The sequence below is a fragment of the Microbulbifer elongatus genome (assembly GCF_020524885.1).
Lineage (GTDB): Bacteria > Pseudomonadota > Gammaproteobacteria > Pseudomonadales > Cellvibrionaceae > Microbulbifer > Microbulbifer elongatus_A.
In genome coordinates this window covers 1,646,528-1,663,015 of record NZ_JAIVKJ010000001.1, presented here as the reverse complement: position 1 = coordinate 1,663,015, position 16,488 = coordinate 1,646,528, and the positions used below count along the sequence as shown (strand labels likewise).

Genomic DNA, 16,488 nt, shown 5'->3' with positions numbered 1-16,488 from the left:
TATTGCTGGAGGATTTAGCGGCATGATCTTCTTTATGTGGCTGTCAGATCGAGCGTATAGACAACCAGGGTTGGGTCCTTGGGCTCTGCGCGACAGGTCCAGCCCATTGCAACCGCCACATCGCGTAGCCGGGTATTTACCGCCGAATCGATAGAATAAAGCTGGTCGATCCCCCGAGCGCGCGCTGTCTCAATCAGCCGATTCAGTAACAGCGTTCCCAGCCCTTGCGTCTGCCAGTCATCGCCGATGACAACCGCACATTCTGCAGCCTTGCCGTTAGCGTCGAGGGCGTAACGGGAAACGCCAATTTCACTTTCTTGCCCATCCTGTTCGATCAGGGCAATAAAGGCTTCGCGCTTGTCATGATCGACATCGGTTAACTGTTGCAGCTGCTTTTCGCTCGGTGCACCACCGCCGCCTAGAAAGCGGAAATGGCGCGATTCCGGTGACAGGCCGGTAATAAATTCGCGCTCAAGGTCGATATCCGCTCTGTCCAGCGGACGGATAGTGACAACCTGACCATTTCGCAACTTCTCGGTAACCGTTCTGGACAGTGCTTCGTGATGGTTTTCGCTCGACATTGTCACCTGTCTCCTCTCAAGTGGGGCCGTCCGTTTCTACACTCGTCCTGAATAATAGTTCTGTGCGCTTGGTACCGCCCAATCCACAGAGGCATTAGGTGCATAATCTTCGGCGGTCAGGGGCGGTGGGAGCGCGGGTTAATGCAACGATTTCAGTTGAAGGCCGAAGACCTGGATGTACTGATCCAGGTAATACGCGCGCAGGGTCACCAGCTTGTGGGCCCTGTCATTCGGGACGGCGCTATTGTCTACGATGACATTCAATCTGCGTCCGACCTTCCCCGTGGCTGGAAAGATGAGCAGGAGAAAGGCCAGTATCGATTGAAACGACGGGATGACGGTGCCTATTTTGGCTACGCCATGGGCCCACAATCGTGGAAGAAATTTCTGCAGCTACCACGCAGGAAGGTATGGCAGGCGAGAAAGGATAGTAGCGGCATCCAGATAGTCGCCATTGAAGAACCTGCGCCATCGCTGGCCTTTCTCGGGGTTCGTAGTTGTGAACTCCACGCCATTGCCATTCAGGATCGCGTCTTCCTCGGGGACCACTATACCAATGACAGTTACGCCAAACGCCGAGAACCTCTGCTGCTGATCGCGGTGAACTGCATCTATGCAGCAAATACGTGTTTCTGTACCTCGATGAATACAGGTCCTGAGGTGACACTGCCGGCAGACCTGACTATGACCGAGGTCATTGATGTTGAAAGACATCTTTTCCTGATCTCTGCCGGATCTGAGCGAGGTCAAGGCATTCTCCAGCAGCTACCGGTTCAGCCGGCGGAAGTGGAGGTGAAGAAGCTGGCCGAGCGAGCTGTTCAGAGCGCGGTGTCGCAAATGGCGCAGGGCGTGAGAAGCTTCGATAGCTCGGATGTGAAGGAGCTTCTCTACCGAAATTATGAAAGCCAGGCTTGGGATAAGTTGGCGGATCGCTGCCTGAGTTGCGCGAATTGCACTATGGCGTGTCCTACCTGTTTCTGCTCAACCGTGGAAGACACCACTGATTTGAGTGGTGACAACGCGGAACGCTGGGAGCGCTGGGATTCCTGTTTTACAGGTGAGTTCAGCTACATCTCTGGCGGCGCGGTGCGCGCCGATACCCGTTCCCGCTACCGCCAGTGGATGACACACAAACTGGCCACCTGGCACGATCAGTTTGGCACTTCCGGCTGTGTTGGCTGTGGCCGCTGCATCGCCTGGTGCCCGGTGGGAATAGATTTGACCGAAGAACTCCAACGAATAAGGGAACTAGAGAAAGAATGAAAAGCATGGCGGATTTACTGCACGAGCATCCATTCTTCAAAGGCATGGATGAAAGCCATCTGGACTTCATTGCGGGATGCGGTGAAAACCATATCTACAACGCCGGTGATTACATAGCACGGGAGAACGAGCCTGCGGACCATTTTTACCTTATCCGGGCAGGGCAGGTTGCAGTGGAGTGCTTTGTGCCGAACTACGGTGCTATTTGTCTGCAGACGCTGCACGATAACGATATCTTTGGCTGGTCCTGGTTGTTTCCACCGTATATGTGGACCTTTGATGCCCGTGCCGTCGATGAAGTACACGCGATTCGCCTGGACGGTAAATGCCTTAGGGAGAAATGCGAAACGGACACCGCCATGGGCGCGGAGCTGTTGAAGCGCTTTGCCCGTATTGTTACCCAGAGGCTGCAAGCCACCCGAATGCAGTTGATGGACATTTACAGCCAGCAGCGCCCACCGTTGGATCCCGGGCAATGATACCGGCGCTGTTTCGTATCGATGAACGTAAAGAGGAGTTTTCCGGGACTTTCACGCTGGGCATTCGCCGGGAGGGCGAAAGTGCACTGCCTCGATTCAAGCCCGGGCAATTTAATATGCTGTACGCATTCGGCACTGGCGAAGTGGCCATTTCATTGAGCGGTTCACCCGCGGATACCGGTGTCTACCAACATACTATTCGCAGTCAGGGGTTAGCCACCCAGGCTCTCGCACGACTTCAAAAGGGCGACGCGATTGGTGTAAGAGGGCCGTTCGGGTGTGGATGGCCGATTGACACTGTTGCGGGACGGGAGGTTCTTATCATTGCCGGCGGCGTGGGGATGGCGCCCTTAAGACCATTGCTCTACAGCCTGCGGGATAAGGCACATGGGGCAGCCCGGGTACGGTTGTTCTATGGTGCCCGGCACCCCGATGAAATCCTTTACCGGAGCGAGCTAGAACGCTGGGCAGATTCCCTGGATATCACCTTGACGGTGGACCAGGGCGATAGCACCTGGCGTGGGCGCGTTGGTGTGATTACCCAGCCTTTGGAGACTGCCGATATCAATGGCGGTAAGGCTGTTGCTTTCCTTTGTGGCCCCGAGGTGATGATGCGATTCTGCATCCAGACGCTGCTTACCAAGGGGCTGTCGGAGTCCGATATTTACTTGTCGATGGAGCGCAATATGAAGTGCGCCACCGGTCTTTGCGGCCACTGCCAGTGGGGCCCCAACTTCGTGTGCAAGGACGGGCCGGTATTCAGCTACGGGAGTGTACGGTCGTGGTTCAACCTGCGCGCACTCTAGATTCAATGAATGGCAAGGCGCGCCTGGCGGTGTGGAAATTCACCTCCTGTGACGGTTGCCAGCTAAGCCTGCTGGACTGTGAAGATGAACTCCTGCAGCTGGCTGGGTGTGTGGACATTGCCTATTTTATGGAAGCCGCGAGCGACCCGGCGCCCGGGCCCTACGACCTCTCGCTGGTAGAAGGTTCCGTGACCACGCCGGACGAGCTAAAACGTATTCGCGAGATTCGTGCCCAGTCTCAAATACTGGTGAGTATCGGTGCCTGCGCCACCGCTGGCGGGATTCAGGCACTGCGTAATTTTGCCGATGTCGACGACTTTATCGCAGCGGTTTACGCACACCCTGAATACATCGATACGTTAAAAACTTCTACGCCCATCAGCGCCCATGTGCCGGTAGATTTTGAACTGAATGGATGCCCGATCAACAAGCGGCAGCTCTTGGAGGTGATCAGTGCTTTTCTGCACCGGCGTCCACCTCAGGTGCCCGCGCACTCCGTATGCATCGAATGCAAAATGCGCGGTAATGTCTGTGTCTGGGTCGCACACGGCACCCCTTGTATGGGTCCGGTGACACACGCGGGCTGCGGTGCGATTTGCCCGGCATATTCCCGCGGCTGCTACGGATGCTTTGGCCCGAAAGAAAATCCCAATACCACATCCCTCTGCGATTGGTGGCAGCAGGAGTTGGGGGCAGAGAAAACGGTAGTGATCGAGAATCTGCGGAACTTCAATGCCGCCGACCCTGTGTTTGAGGCGGCGAGCCGAAGGCGGGAGGACGGTGGTGGCCAAGAATAAAACCATCAAGGTCGATTACCTGGCGCGGGTGGAGGGCGAGGGCGCGCTGTATGTGCGATACGATGATGCCGGCGTCCACGAGGTCAAACTGAAGATTTTCGAGCCCCCACGCTTTTTTGAAGGCTTTATGCGCGGCCGCGATTTCCGCGAAGCGCCGGACATCACTGCCCGCATCTGTGGCATTTGTCCGATTGCCTATCAGATGAGCTCCGTGCATGCGATGGAAGATGCACTGCACCTGAAGCTACCCCCAGAGCTGCATGCGTTGCGCCGCTTGATCTATTGCGGTGAGTGGATAGAAAGCCACACCCTGCACATCTACATGCTGCACGCGCCGGACTTTCTTGGTTACCCGAGCGCGGTAGCGATGGCCAAGGACCACCCAGCCATTGTGCAGGATGGACTGCGTATTAAAAAGGCCGGCAACGCCATTGTCAGTCTCCTGGGGGGCAGGGAGGTGCATCCCATAAATGTGCGGGTCGGCGGGTTTTACCGCGCCCCCCGGGCCGTCGAGCTAAAGCCGCTGCGCGAGGAATTGCTACACGCCCGGGACATGGCCATGAATACGGTGCGCTGGGCGGCGTCCCTGCTATTTCCGAAATTCGAGCGCGAACAATCCCAGCAGTATGAATTCGTGTCCCTGTCACACGAGGACGAATACCCGATGAGCCGGGGGCAAATCGCCTCGACCCGAGGCCTCTCGATACCGGCTAGCGCCTACGACAATCATTTCCGGGAAGAGCATATCGAGTACAGCAGTGCGCTTCATAGCACTCTCATCGAGCGCGGGGCCTATTTTGTCGGGCCGATGGCGCGCTACAACATCAACTATGCACTACTGTCACCACTGGTGCGTCAACTGGCCGATGAGGTCGGCTTCCCGCCATTTTGCGCCAATCCATTCCAGAGCATTGTGGTGCGCAGCCTTGAGGTTTTATACGCCTTTGATGAAGCCATCCGGATCATCGATGGCTACCGGAAACCCGATGCTGCCCATGTCACTGCCGAGCCTCGCGCGGGAACTGGTTATGGTGCTACCGAGGCCCCCCGGGGACTACTCTACCACCGCTATCAAATCGACGATTCGGGCAAGATCGTCGACGCAAAGATAGTCGCCCCCACATCCCAGAATCAGAAAACCATTGAGGATGACTTGCGCCTGATGCTGCCGAAGTTCATGCATCTTCCGGAGAAGCAGTTGCAGGCACAGTGTGAACAGGCAATCCGCAATTACGACCCCTGTATTTCCTGTTCCACCCATTTTCTCAGACTGAAGCTTGAGCAAGCTCCAAGGACCGGGGTATGAGCGACTGGGTCGTAATAAGCCTTGGCAACCATTTTCGCGGTGATGACAGTGTCGGACCGTATGTTTTGCAGCGACTGCGACCACAGATCGAGCCGGCGGTACCCTGCATCGAAAATGGCGGTGATATGGTCAATCTGCTTGAAGTCTGGAAAGGACAGCATGTTTGCCTGGTAGACGCTGTGGCCACAGAAAAGGCCGAGACCGGTGCCGTTCTTTGCCTCGACGGGTTGGCGGAAGAGGTATTGCCAACGCTTTGTACTACATCGAGCCACGGCATCAATCTCGTAGAAGCACTGGAGATGGCGCGCATCATGGACGCATTGCCGCGGTCACTGCGTATCTACGGAATCTGCGGAAACAATTTTGCCATCGGCGAGGGGCTGTCACCGCGCGTACAGGCTGCTGCGGAAACAGTCGTAAAGGAGATTCTCACTTTGCTGAATACGCACACTGGAGGTGCCCCATGCATGAGCAATCACTGATCAATAATCTGCTCGAAAAAATTCATCGAGTGGCGGATGTGGAACAGGGACGGTTGATTTCCGCAAAGCTCCGCCTCGGGGCGCTTGCGCATATTTCGCCAGAACACCTGCGGGAGCATTTTGAACAGGCCACCGCCGGCACTGCGCTGGAGGGGCTCAAACTCCACATTGAGGAGCAACCAGACATCCACCACGCCGAGGCTCAGGACATCATTCTCGACAGCCTGGAATTCGAACAGCCCGATGCGCACTAGGAATCGCGAACGCCAGCGGCTCGATATTTCTGGGCAGGTGCAGGGGGTCGGCTTTCGCCCCTTTGTCTATCGTCTCGCGAATAGGTTTCACCTGAGCGGATGGATCGAGAACAACGGCGCGGGTGTCTCTGTGGAGGTGGAGGGCAAGGGCACGGATCTCAGGCAGTTTGTGCAGGCACTGGAGCGGGAAAAACCTGCGCTTGCGGAAATTGGCGCTGTTTCGGCACGATCGATTCCGTTAGTGCGGGATAGCGGCTTCCGAATCCTCTCAAGTAAGCCCGGTATTACCACGGGCACTGTGATTCCCCCGGACCTGGCGCCCTGTGACGACTGCCTGCGGGAGCTTTCCGACCCAACCAACCGACGTTTTCGCTACCCGTTTACTAACTGCACGCGCTGTGGCCCGCGCCTTAGTATTGTCGAGCGCTTACCCTACGATCGCGCCCATACCGCCATGAAGGATTTCCCTTTGTGCGACGACTGTACACGCGAATACCACGACCCCGATGACCGCAGGTTTCACGCTGAGCCGATTGCGTGCCCGAACTGCGGGCCGCGATTGATGCTCCAGAACCAAGATGGAAGCTCCCTCGCGGAGGGAAGGGACGCGCTCGGTGAGGCGGTATCGGCCATTCGCACGGGTAAGATAGTGGCACTGAAAAGCGTCGGGGGATTTCAGCTGCTTGTGGATGCCGGCAATACCGGTGCGGTAAAAAGACTGCGCGACCGCAAGCTGCGCCCGCACAAACCCTTCGCACTGCTCTATCCGGACTTGGACAGCCTGCGCGCTGACTGCGTTGTCTCGGCAGTAGAAGAAGCCGTGCTTCGCGCTCCACAAAGGCCCATCGCTATCGTTGAGGCACAGTTTCAAGCATACAAACATGTTTGCCCTGCAGTGGCACCTGGAAATCCAAACCTCGGGGTTATGCTGCCCAGTTCACCGCTGCATCATCTCTTGATGAAGATGTTCAAACGTCCGTTGGTAGCAACCAGTGGCAATGTGGCCGGTGAGCCGATCTGTATCGGTAACGACGAGGCAATGCAGCGGCTCGGTAGAATTGCCGACTGCTTTTTACTGCATGACCGCAAGATCCTCAGGCCGCTGGACGATTCGGTCGTCCGTGTAATGGAGGGGCGAGCGGTACTGCTTCGCCGTGCGCGGGGCTATGCGCCGCAGCAGCTCACGTTACCGAAGACCGCGACAAGTCACCCTCCGTTACTCGCACTGGGCGCCGACCTCAAAAACTGCGTCGCGTCCTGTCACGGCAATATTGTCAACATGAGTGCACATATCGGGGATCTGCAGGATCGACGGACGCTGCAGCAGTTTACCTGTGCCATTGATGATGTGGCGCTCTTGTACGGACAGCTGCCGGAAACCGTGCTTTGCGATTTGCACCCGGGCTATGTGTCCAGTCGCTGGGCACGCAACGAGTGGCGAGGCAAAAGTGGCCAGGCGCCACGCGAGCCGGTAGAAGTCCAGCACCATATCTCGCACCTGTTTTCCTGTATGGCTGAACACCACTACCGTGACGCAGCCCTGGGCGTTTGCTGGGACGGAAGCGGCTTTGGTGAAGACAACAGCCTGCGAGGCAGTGAGTTTTTGCACTGGGACGGACGAGGATCGGTGAGGCGGTTTGCCAGCCTGCGCGAGTTTCCGTTGCCTGGCGGTGAACAGGCGATTCGCGACCCCCGACGAATCTTGCTGGGACTGCTGTACGAATGCCTTGGCGAGCAGGCGTTTTCGATGGAGCCGGTACGAAGACTGTTTTCGCCCTCGCAGCTTTCTGTTGTGCGGACCATGCTCGAGCGTGGTATCCATACGCCGCGTTGCTCGAGCATGGGCCGCCTGTTTGACGCGGTGGCGGTGATTCTGGGGCTGGTTCAATCAGTCAGCTTCGAGGGGCAGGCGGCGATGGCGGTAGAGTATGCGGCACGGCCTTCTATCACTGACCGTCATTTTTCTTTCAGCATCAATGACGGAAAGCTGGATTGGGCGCCGATGGTAAGGGCAATGTTGGACGATACAAGTTGCGGGATTACGGCTGCCGACACAGCCGCCGCATTTCACAATGCGCTCTCACACATGATTCTGGCAGTCGCGCGTGATGCCGCCGAGCACCGTGTATTTCTTACCGGCGGTGTATTTCAAAACAAACGCCTGCTGGAAGGTACGACAACGCTCTTGCGGAGCAATGGTTTCCAGGTGCTCAGTCACAGCAAAGTGCCACCCAATGACGGTGGTATCGCGCTCGGCCAGATCTATTTCGCGCGCTGCATGGCAGATTGTGCTGTTGCCAGCGAGGAGGGTGGTCAGCTGTGTGTCTAGGCATACCCGGCCGAATCGAGGAATTTATCAATCTCGCTCCGCTGGAGCGCACCGCACGGGTGAGTTTTGGCGGTATATGCAAGGACATCAATATCGCCTACGTCCCGGAAGCCGTGGTTGGGGATTATGTGATTGTGCACGTGGGGTTTGCCATCAGCAGGGTGAACGAGCGGGAGGCACAGCGGATATTCCACTATCTCGAACAGATTGGTGATCTGCAGGAGCTGGAGTAACCCATGAAATTTTTGCATGAATATCGCCAGCGAAAGGATATCGAACGGACAGCGCGGCAAATTGCACGGATCACCACCCGCCCCTGGACCATTATGGAGGTGTGCGGCGGGCAGACGCATGCGATCGTCAAATATGGATTGCAGCAGTTTCTGCCACCGGAAATAACCCTGGTGCATGGCCCCGGTTGCCCAGTCTGCGTAACGCCGTTGGAGATTATTGATCAGGCCATCGCTATTGCCTCTCGGCGGGACGTCATTTTCTGCTCTTTTGGCGACATGCTCCGCGTGCCCGGCAGTGATCGTGACCTGCTCGCCGTTAAAGCACAGGGCGGCGATATTCGCATGGTGTATTCGCCACTGCATGCGCTGGAGATTGCCAGGCAAAACCCAACCCGCAAAGTGGTTTTCTTTGCTGTTGGCTTTGAGACCACCGCGCCCGCCAATGCAATGGCAGCTTTCCTTGCGAGGGAAAAAGGCCTGCGGAACTTTTCCCTTCTCGTGTCCCAGTTTCTTGTGCCGCCCGCCATCGAAGCGATCAGTGGCGTAGCGGATTCCAGGGTACAGGCATATCTGGCTGCGGGTCATGTCTGTGCAGTGACTGGATTCGAAAGTTACCACGCACTTGCCAGGCGTTTCAGCGTACCGATTGTGGTTACGGGATTTGAACCACTGGATATCCTACAGGGGGTTTTGATGTGTGTACGCCAGCTGCAGTGCGGGGAAAATCGTGTGCAGAACCAGTATGCACGAGCCGTGGAGCGCGCTGGAAACCAGCGGGCGCAGGATATGTTGCAACAGGTATTTGCGGTGAGCGCCCAGAACTGGCGGGGAGTAGGCAAAATCCCGGCAAGTGGCTTGCGCCTGTGCGCCGCATTTTCTGAGCTGGATGCAGGGCTACTGTTTGCGGATGAAAAACAACCCGCCTGCGATACCAGCGAGTGCATTAGTGGGGAAATCATGCAGGGGCGCAAGAAGCCATTTGAATGCCCGCATTTTGGACGCCGCTGTCAGCCGCAGCACCCTTTGGGAGCGCCAATGGTTTCGTCCGAGGGACCATGCGCGGCCTATTACCGCTACCGCGCCCAGGTGATAAGCAATGATGCAGTTTAGAGGCAGACGCTATGGACATTGATTGCCCGCTTCCCGTAAATAGCGAAGAAACCATCCGCCTCGGCCATGGCAGTGGCGGCGAGCTGAGCCAGAATCTGTTTCGCAACAGTATTTTCCCGCATATAAAAAATCCCCACCTGGAACACTTGCACGATAGTGCGCGGTTCGCCATCGACGGGGCACGGCTGGCCTTCACCACGGATTCTTTTGTCATTTCGCCGCTGTTTTTCCCCGGGGGCGATATTGGTGAGCTCGCGGTTTACGGTACGGTGAATGACCTCGCCATGGGGGGCGCCCGCCCCATGTATCTGAGCTGTAGCCTGATCCTGGAAGAGGGGTTGCCCCTGAAAACACTGGAACGGGTCATGGCGTCGATGGGGCGGGCGGCTGAGCAGGCCGGTGTACAGCTGGTTACAGGCGACACAAAAGTCGTAGAGCGAGGTAAGGGCGATGGACTATACATCAATACCGCGGGGGTGGGGCTACTGGAGCATGACAGGGACATAGGTCCCGGCTCCATCCGCGATGGCGACCGGATTCTACTTTCCGGCGACATCGGCCGCCATGGCATGGCGGTGATGGCCAGTCGTGAAGGGCTCGCATTCGACACGCCGCTGCAAAGCGATTGCGCGCCGCTTCACGCGCCGGTCCTGGACCTGTTGAGAGCGGGAATCAATGTTCACTGCCTGCGGGATCTCACCCGCGGTGGCCTGGCAACGGCATTGGTGGAACTCGCAAGGGCCCGGGGTAGGTTGCTCATGCTGGAGGAAAGCTCGGTAGCGGTTGACCCGTCCGTGGAGGGCGCCTGCGAGCTATTGGGGCTCGACCCCTTTTACGTTGCCAACGAAGGGCGCTTCGTGGTTTTTGTGGCGCCGGAAGAAGAACAGTCAGCCCTAAATATCCTGCATCGCCATACCGTGTCTGCGGATAGCCGGGTAATAGGGGAGGTGGCCCCCAGCGACCCGGCCGCTGTGGTAATGCGAAATATACTCGGTTGCGAGCGTCTGCTCGACCTGCTGCCCGGTGAACAGTTACCGCGCATATGCTGAAATCGGCACTCGCCGTCCTTCGACTCCCGCATTCATTCACGCATTTTCCCCACCGGCACTGTACCTGTACCGCCAAGCCTGTAAGAATCCGAGCTCAAATACGACAAACAACCAACAAACACTGAAAACGGCGTTATGAGTGAATCAGGGGACACCGGGAGTGTCGCGAGAGACGTAAGCCAGGAAGTGGGTCGACACCCGGACTCGGATCTATCGGCCAGCGAACAATTGGTCGATCCCGTGTTTCTTGGCGAGCTGCGCAGCCAGATGGTCAAATTTGCACGGCTGCAGTTGCGTGATGACGACCAGGCAGAAGACGCGGTACAGGAGGCGTTGGCGGGTGCACTGAAAAATGTGGGCTCATTTGCTCGCCAGTCCGCACTAAAGACCTGGGTGTTTTCAATCCTCAAATTTAAAATTGCGGACGTCCTGCGTTACCGTCAGCGCGTCATTTCCAGCAGTGAGCTTGGGGACGAGGAACAGCGGGAACAAGTATTTATGGATGCGCTATTCAATAGCAACGGCCACTGGCACCGGGCTGAGCGCCCGACCAGCTGGAGCGGTCCCCAGGGCGCCGTTCAGAGCGAGCATTTCTGGAGGGTTTTTGATGCGTGCCTCAACGGCCTGCCAGAGAAGCAGGCCCGAGTTTTCATGATGCGGGAATTTATTGAGCTGGAGTCGGAAGAGATCTGTGAGCAACTGGCGCTCACCACGAGCAATCTGCACGTGATCCTTTATCGCGCCAGACTGCGTTTGCGCGAATGCTTGGAGAACAGCTGGTTTGAAACCGCCAGCGCTAAGTCCGGCAAGGAGGTCCAATCATGATGAACTGTAAGCAGGCTACCCGGCTACTCTCCGATCAGCTGGAGCGACCTTTGGGCCGGGGCGAAAAACTCTCTTTGAAATTCCACCTGATGATGTGCCGCGCATGTCGGAACTTTGGTGGACAGATGGGGACTCTGCGCAGTCTCTCAAGAGACTATGCAAAAACAACGGGCAAAACCGATAAAGCGGAAACCAGTAAAGACACGGAAAGCTCCCGGGGCCACGAGGACTCTTAAGCTGGCCCCTTGCCCCGATCAGGGTGTTGTTGCTATTTCCGCTGAATCTGCCAAGTCAGGCCCCTTGTTCCCGTACCAGAAGTGGTAAAAGTCTTCGGTGACCTTTTGCTCGATATCGGTTGCCTCTTCCCGTGGGCAGAAGAGGGTGATCGTCAGCACATTGTGGCCCAGCTCGCTCGTGCTGAATTTGATCTTGGGCTCGGTGCCGGCCAAATCGACCCCCATACGGCTCTCGATCAACTTGCAATAGCGCTCCGCCACCTCCTTGAACGACTCGCAATGCTCCAGTACCCGCTCGGTGATATAGGGCTTGATCGCGAAGGGGTTTTCACCCTTGTTTTCGCGCACGATCGAGAAGGAGTGCTCGATATACCGACGCATGAAATTCAGGTTCTTAACCGGTTGGGTGAAGAACACATTGTTGGGCACATAGAGCGTGGTGCCGGTATAGCCATTGCCCAAGCCGTGTGGGTCAATCTCCAGCAGCGTGGTACTGAGCCAGTTATTGTCGATAACTTCGCCGAACTGGTCGCCAATACGCACCCAGTCACCAATGGTGAAAGAGCGCATACTGGCCTGATAAAGGCCGCCCACCAGGCAGGCAACCACATCCCGCAGCGCGATCACGATAGCCACAGAGAAGGCGGCAATCGACAACGCGAAATTCCGCAGTTCGGATACCCAGATCGCGAATAGCCCAATCACGATCATCAGATTGGTAAAGTTGTGCACCATATGGACCCGACGGCGAATATCCTGCCGCGGCCAGCTGGATCGCCGGAACAGTTGCACGAGTACATAGCGGCTGAACAGCACCAGCACCACCAACGCAAAGCTCCAGGCCAGCTTGTGCTCCATAAATCGGCCTAGTGCCTGAACGAAAAAATCACTATTCATCGGGTGCTCGGTAATGCAATTCGCGGGAGAGCCTGGGGCCGCATAGTGGGGGCATCACTTGGTCCCACAGGTCTCAATTGAGTATGGCGGGCCGAAATGGCCCCACGCCAAATATCGCGGCAGTCTATCCGACAGGTTGAAATCGCCGCAACCCACAATTCACCTGGCTGGCATGAGTAACCAGGGGACTGCGCGAGAATGCACGATCTCTGGCAAACTGCGTGGCAATCGCTGCACTTTTGAACCTGTGGTGTGGCAGAAGAAATTGATGGAGGTGAATTGTGAAAGTAATTCTGGCAGGCGCAACCGGCCTGGTCGGCAGCCATGTGTTGAAGCTCGCGCTGGCCTCCCCGGAGGTGGACAAAGTGATCGCCCTGGCACGCCATCCGCTGCCAGCCCACCCCAAGCTGCTTTGCGTGCAATTAGACTATGAGACGCTGCCGGAAAACGCCGAATGGTGGCATGCTGACGCGGTTATCTGCACGCTCGGCACTACCATCCGTAAAGCGGGATCGTCGCAGGCATTCGAACGCGTGGATCACGATTACCCGCTGATGGTCGCCGAACATGCCCGGCGTGCGGGCGTCGGAACCTATGTCCTGAATTCTGCCCTCGGTGCAGATCCCCAATCAAAATTCCTTTATAACCGTACCAAGGGCAGGGTAGAGCAGGACCTGCGAGCACTGGGGTTTGGCTCGCTTACGATTGCAAGGCCTGGTCTGATTGGCGGGGCACGCAATGAGTTCCGACTAGGAGAACGTGTAGCGGCTGTACTTCTGAAAGTCACAGCGCCCCTGCTGCCACGCCGTTTGCGTGTCAATCCTGCTGAAAATATTGCCCGGGAGCTGATTACAGCCGCCCTCAACCGTGAACCCGGTGAGCACATCATCCAGTCCGAGAGCATGGTCTGATCGCTACGTGGCCAGAGTACTGTTTAGGATGAGTTCTATCCTCCTGGAAACCCTGCAACCTGGAATCAGTTGATAGCGTATCGAGGCTCCTGATCACGCCGCACATCTGTCAAATCAAGCAAATCTAGAAAGTACCGCATGTAATAATGCAGTGCCTGCTCGGCTGGCTGGTCGCCGTCTATTGCACTCTCGAGTGGCGGATGAAAGGAAATTAAATGTGCCATGGCAAGGTGGTAGTCTGCACAAGGTTGGCTGAGCGCATCCGCCAATACCGACGCCACCTGACTGGCAACCTGCTGCGCTGATCCATAACGCGTCAACGTATGCGTTATCTGGCTGCAAAAGTGCGTGCGCGTCTTTTTTTCTGGCGCGAATAGTTCTACTGCAAAATAGATTTGCTGTCCGATCGACATGGTGTATCCCCCAATACAAAACAAGCTGCGCATCCTACCCGCTGGGGCAGGGCATACCTATATTGCGGAAAAGAAATTCCATGATTTCGGTGACAATATTTTTAATATGTGTCATGACGTCTGCTGGCCTTTACCGTTGTCATATCCTGCTAAAAAATTTCACGGCAATACCAGCATGTGGTTTTGAATGACTTCCAGATCGAATCAACGCGAACAACTGAAATATTCTCACGCCTAAAACACATTTATTTTCTATCGTGGCGTGCAAAATTGGGTCTAATTACCATCGCAGGGCAGGGGTGGATTACACTTTTTCTGTATCCAGATGATGACTGGTTTGTTCAAAGGTATACAGGAGTTACCTCAGATGAAAAGGATGCGTAATTTTGCGCCTGTGTTGGCACCGCTCGCTCTTGCATTTTCCAGTGTTGCTGCAGCAGGTGGTTCTGGCTATTCCCCCTCTTACTCAGCCCCAATGTCTCAGGACTTTATCGTCCGTGTAGGTGCCTCCTACATTGATCCTCGCCAGGATCAGGTGAGCTTTGTCGACGAAACCTTCCAGTTCTTCGATGCATTCCGAGCCACCGTCGATCCGAGTGCAGACTGGGGTTGGTATATCAATGGTGAGTGGAAGCCCACCGATCACTGGGGTATCGAACTCAGCTATGTAGATGGCAATACCCACGACGGTGACGATTACGATGGCTTCTTTACTCTGTTTCTGGACGAAGACAGAGAGTTCAGAGACGTCGGCCGGTTTGAAGCTGATATCAGCAGCATCAGCCTGAAATACTACCCACTGGATCCGTCCTGTATGGTCCAGCCATATATTGGCGGTGGGATCAGCTATACCGATTTCGATGAGGATGGATTCAGAGGCTCCGTTCGTGATGAGCTCGAAGAATTCGGCCTCCGTGGTGATTTCGACTTGTCTTATTCGTGGGGCTACACCTGGCAGGCGGGTATCGACTTCAATTTCGGCCATGACAGCTCCTGGCTGGTGAACGTTGCTGCGGTTTACGCGCGTTCAGTAACCGATATGCGTTTGAGCGTGTTTGATGATGTGCCTCCGCCGCCGGATGTGGAGCCTTTCCTGGAGTCGTATTCCGGTGATTACATCTATGATCCGTGGATGTTCAACTTGTCAGTGGGATACAAGTTCTCCTTCTGATAGGAAACCGACTCGGCAGATTACATTGGGCGCTTCGGCGCCCATTTTTATTTTGAGCGGTTGGAATTCCTGGAGCCACTGGAATTCCTGGAGCCACAGTTCCTGGATCAACGCCAGACTTTGAGAGTTGTCATGACGTAGCCGGAGGAATATCTGAGCTGGGGTGTGCGCACCGGGCACACATTGAAAGCTTCCGCATAACCAACCCTAAGTTCGCATAATATAGATTATGTTAAATCCGCTATTTGTCCCACACAGCGGTTTGGCCAGATCTCCAGCTACCGCCGTGAAACGCGGCCTTATCTGAAAGATCCGCCAGTACTATGTCTCATTGGCACTTATCAATTTGGCGGTGTTTCCCGAGAAACTCCGGGATCGCTTTTTCCAGCCAGTATTTCGGACGCCAGAGGCTCCCGGCGACGAAACCCACATGCCCTCCTCGTTTACTCAGGCACAATGTCACCGAGTTACTGACATCTTCAGGGCCCGGTACCGCGGTTGGACAAACAAACGGGTCGTCCAATGCATGGACGAGCATTGTGGGAACCGCGATCTGGCTGAGGAACGGTCTGCTGGATGCTCTCGTATAGTAATCGTCCACACCGGCAAAGCCATGCAGTGGCGCGGTGAAGTGATCATCGAACTTGCGGAAATTACTGAAATATCGGCGATTGCCCAGCGGCGGCATATGGCGCGCGAGTTGCGGATTCTCCGCTTTGCGGCCCAGGCTCTCCTTGAGGCTGTCCAGCAGATGCTTTTGGTAGACTTTTGAAAAACCCGTATTCATGCGGCGACTTGAAAGGTGCAAGTCCAATGGTGGCGATACCGAAACTGCCGCAGAAAGGAGGCTTTGCGCACGGTCTTCTCCCAACCACTTCAGCAGCACATTACCGCCCAGAGAATACCCAACAGCCATCAATGGCGTTGACGGATAGTGCTCGCGCAGCTGGCTGGCGACCCAGCGGGGGTCATCGCTGTCTCCGCTGTGATAGGCTCGCGGCAGCAGGTTTGGCACACCGCCGCATCCGCGGAAATGCATAACCGCAACCTGAAAATGTTTTTCCAGCAGGGCCTGCATCAGCCCCTGCACGTAGGGGGACTCCACCGATCCTTCCAGGCCGTGAAGCACCAGCACTATGGGGCGATCGGGGTTATCTTCCAACGGCTCTGGTGTATGTAATGAGAGACGGTCCGCGTCCGGTGTGGCCAGCCATTGGCACTGGGTACGGATCCAGGGGCGGGGTCTGTGAAAACGCGGGAAAATGGTCTGCAAATGGCAGTTACCGAGCCCGATCGCGGGCTCGAACAACGGGGTGCTCAAGGTGGAAAGCCCTTCTTGTGCTGTG

19 protein-coding genes are annotated in these 16,488 nt (G+C 56.2%); 15 read left to right on the top strand and 4 right to left on the bottom strand.

Features of this window, described 5'->3' with window-relative positions; translation table 11 throughout:
- Positions 1–32: 32 nt before the first annotated feature.
- Positions 33–581: a GNAT family N-acetyltransferase gene (locus LC059_RS07065; RefSeq protein ID WP_226703099.1), complete on the bottom strand. Its 549-nt coding sequence runs from the start codon at positions 579–581 to the stop codon at positions 33–35.
- A gap of 141 nt (positions 582–722) precedes the next feature.
- Here LC059_RS07065 and LC059_RS07060 point away from each other — a divergent pair, with 141 nt between their 5' ends.
- The 13 genes from LC059_RS07060 to LC059_RS07000 all read left to right on the top strand — a co-directional run bounded on the left by LC059_RS07060 (position 723) and on the right by LC059_RS07000 (position 11,750).
- Positions 723–1,844 (top strand): 4Fe-4S dicluster domain-containing protein, encoded by a 1,122-nt coding sequence (locus LC059_RS07060; protein WP_226703098.1) that lies wholly within the window; start codon positions 723–725, stop codon positions 1,842–1,844.
- A 5-nt stretch (positions 1,845–1,849) separates the two neighbouring features.
- Positions 1,850–2,323: a cyclic nucleotide-binding domain-containing protein gene (locus tag LC059_RS07055; protein WP_226703097.1), complete on the top strand. Its 474-nt coding sequence runs from the start codon at positions 1,850–1,852 to the stop codon at positions 2,321–2,323.
- Positions 2,320–3,129: an FAD/NAD(P)-binding protein gene (locus LC059_RS07050; RefSeq protein WP_226703096.1), complete on the top strand. Its 810-nt coding sequence runs from the start codon at positions 2,320–2,322 to the stop codon at positions 3,127–3,129. Before LC059_RS07055 ends, LC059_RS07050 begins: the two co-directional genes overlap by 4 nt.
- A complete protein-coding gene (locus tag LC059_RS07045; protein WP_226703095.1) occupies positions 3,105–3,926 on the top strand; it encodes an oxidoreductase in 822 nt (273 codons plus the stop codon). The genes LC059_RS07050 and LC059_RS07045 overlap by 25 nt, the downstream gene beginning before the upstream one ends.
- The gene (locus LC059_RS07040) at positions 3,913–5,232 is read left to right on the top strand and encodes a Ni/Fe hydrogenase subunit alpha (RefSeq protein WP_226703094.1); all 1,320 of its coding nucleotides are present in this window, start codon (positions 3,913–3,915) and stop codon (positions 5,230–5,232) included. Before LC059_RS07045 ends, LC059_RS07040 begins: the two co-directional genes overlap by 14 nt.
- Entirely contained in the window at positions 5,229–5,714 is a 486-nt protein-coding gene (locus LC059_RS07035; RefSeq protein WP_226703093.1) for a hydrogenase maturation protease, read from the top strand. Before LC059_RS07040 ends, LC059_RS07035 begins: the two co-directional genes overlap by 4 nt.
- Complete coding sequence (locus LC059_RS07030; RefSeq protein WP_226703092.1) at positions 5,696–5,968, top strand: hydrogenase maturation nickel metallochaperone HypA; 273 nt, start codon at positions 5,696–5,698, stop codon at positions 5,966–5,968. The genes LC059_RS07035 and LC059_RS07030 overlap by 19 nt, the downstream gene beginning before the upstream one ends.
- Positions 5,958–8,297, top strand: a complete 2,340-nt coding sequence (gene hypF / locus LC059_RS07025) for a carbamoyltransferase HypF (protein ID WP_226703091.1) — start codon at positions 5,958–5,960, stop codon at positions 8,295–8,297. Before LC059_RS07030 ends, hypF begins: the two co-directional genes overlap by 11 nt.
- Positions 8,288–8,530 (top strand): HypC/HybG/HupF family hydrogenase formation chaperone, encoded by a 243-nt coding sequence (locus tag LC059_RS07020; protein ID WP_226703090.1) that lies wholly within the window; start codon positions 8,288–8,290, stop codon positions 8,528–8,530. The genes hypF and LC059_RS07020 overlap by 10 nt, the downstream gene beginning before the upstream one ends.
- Before the next feature lie 3 nt (positions 8,531–8,533).
- Positions 8,534–9,640 (top strand): hydrogenase formation protein HypD, encoded by a 1,107-nt coding sequence (gene hypD / locus LC059_RS07015; RefSeq protein ID WP_226703089.1) that lies wholly within the window; start codon positions 8,534–8,536, stop codon positions 9,638–9,640.
- Between the two features lie 11 nt (positions 9,641–9,651).
- Positions 9,652–10,689: a hydrogenase expression/formation protein HypE gene (hypE, locus tag LC059_RS07010; protein ID WP_226703088.1), complete on the top strand. Its 1,038-nt coding sequence runs from the start codon at positions 9,652–9,654 to the stop codon at positions 10,687–10,689.
- A gap of 135 nt (positions 10,690–10,824) precedes the next feature.
- Positions 10,825–11,514, top strand: coding sequence for an RNA polymerase factor sigma-70 (locus LC059_RS07005; protein WP_226703087.1), 690 nt, complete (start codon positions 10,825–10,827; stop codon positions 11,512–11,514).
- On the top strand, positions 11,511–11,750 hold the full coding sequence (locus LC059_RS07000) for a zf-HC2 domain-containing protein (RefSeq protein WP_319005078.1): 240 nt from the start codon (positions 11,511–11,513) through the stop codon (positions 11,748–11,750). Before LC059_RS07005 ends, LC059_RS07000 begins: the two co-directional genes overlap by 4 nt.
- A gap of 18 nt (positions 11,751–11,768) precedes the next feature.
- On the opposite strand, the gene LC059_RS06995 is transcribed toward LC059_RS07000, so the two are convergent.
- Complete coding sequence (locus tag LC059_RS06995) at positions 11,769–12,647, bottom strand: mechanosensitive ion channel family protein (RefSeq protein WP_226703086.1); 879 nt, start codon at positions 12,645–12,647, stop codon at positions 11,769–11,771.
- 281 nt (positions 12,648–12,928) lie between these two features.
- Here LC059_RS06995 and LC059_RS06990 point away from each other — a divergent pair, with 281 nt between their 5' ends.
- The gene (locus LC059_RS06990) at positions 12,929–13,558 is read left to right on the top strand and encodes an NAD(P)H-binding protein (RefSeq protein ID WP_226703085.1); all 630 of its coding nucleotides are present in this window, start codon (positions 12,929–12,931) and stop codon (positions 13,556–13,558) included.
- Between the two features lie 65 nt (positions 13,559–13,623).
- On the opposite strand, the gene LC059_RS06985 is transcribed toward LC059_RS06990, so the two are convergent.
- Positions 13,624–13,971: a hypothetical protein gene (locus tag LC059_RS06985; RefSeq protein ID WP_226703084.1), complete on the bottom strand. Its 348-nt coding sequence runs from the start codon at positions 13,969–13,971 to the stop codon at positions 13,624–13,626.
- Positions 13,972–14,338: 367 nt separating this feature from the next.
- On the opposite strand from LC059_RS06985, the gene LC059_RS06980 reads away from it, so the two are divergent.
- Complete coding sequence (locus tag LC059_RS06980) at positions 14,339–15,142, top strand: OmpW/AlkL family protein (protein ID WP_226703083.1); 804 nt, start codon at positions 14,339–14,341, stop codon at positions 15,140–15,142.
- 328 nt (positions 15,143–15,470) lie between these two features.
- On the opposite strand, the gene LC059_RS06975 is transcribed toward LC059_RS06980, so the two are convergent.
- A complete protein-coding gene (locus tag LC059_RS06975; protein WP_226703082.1) occupies positions 15,471–16,463 on the bottom strand; it encodes a hydrolase in 993 nt (330 codons plus the stop codon).
- Positions 16,464–16,488 lie beyond the last annotated feature (25 nt).

Coding starts and splice junctions, on each gene's coding strand:
- LC059_RS07035 (WP_226703093.1), top strand. CDS start 5,229: ATGAGCGACTGGGTCGTAATAAGCCTTGGCAACCATTTTCGCGGTGAT.
- LC059_RS06995 (WP_226703086.1), bottom strand. CDS start 12,647: ATGAATAGTGATTTTTTCGTTCAGGCACTAGGCCGATTTATGGAGCAC.
- LC059_RS07050 (WP_226703096.1), top strand. CDS start 2,320: ATGATACCGGCGCTGTTTCGTATCGATGAACGTAAAGAGGAGTTTTCC.
- hypE (WP_226703088.1), top strand. CDS start 9,652: ATGGACATTGATTGCCCGCTTCCCGTAAATAGCGAAGAAACCATCCGC.
- LC059_RS07055 (WP_226703097.1), top strand. CDS start 1,850: ATGGCGGATTTACTGCACGAGCATCCATTCTTCAAAGGCATGGATGAA.
- LC059_RS07000 (WP_319005078.1), top strand. CDS start 11,511: ATGATGAACTGTAAGCAGGCTACCCGGCTACTCTCCGATCAGCTGGAG.
- LC059_RS06985 (WP_226703084.1), bottom strand. CDS start 13,971: ATGTCGATCGGACAGCAAATCTATTTTGCAGTAGAACTATTCGCGCCA.
- hypF (WP_226703091.1), top strand. CDS start 5,958: ATGCGCACTAGGAATCGCGAACGCCAGCGGCTCGATATTTCTGGGCAG.
- LC059_RS06980 (WP_226703083.1), top strand. CDS start 14,339: ATGAAAAGGATGCGTAATTTTGCGCCTGTGTTGGCACCGCTCGCTCTT.
- LC059_RS07005 (WP_226703087.1), top strand. CDS start 10,825: ATGAGTGAATCAGGGGACACCGGGAGTGTCGCGAGAGACGTAAGCCAG.
- LC059_RS07060 (WP_226703098.1), top strand. CDS start 723: ATGCAACGATTTCAGTTGAAGGCCGAAGACCTGGATGTACTGATCCAG.
- LC059_RS07065 (WP_226703099.1), bottom strand. CDS start 581: ATGTCGAGCGAAAACCATCACGAAGCACTGTCCAGAACGGTTACCGAG.
- hypD (WP_226703089.1), top strand. CDS start 8,534: ATGAAATTTTTGCATGAATATCGCCAGCGAAAGGATATCGAACGGACA.
- LC059_RS07030 (WP_226703092.1), top strand. CDS start 5,696: ATGCATGAGCAATCACTGATCAATAATCTGCTCGAAAAAATTCATCGA.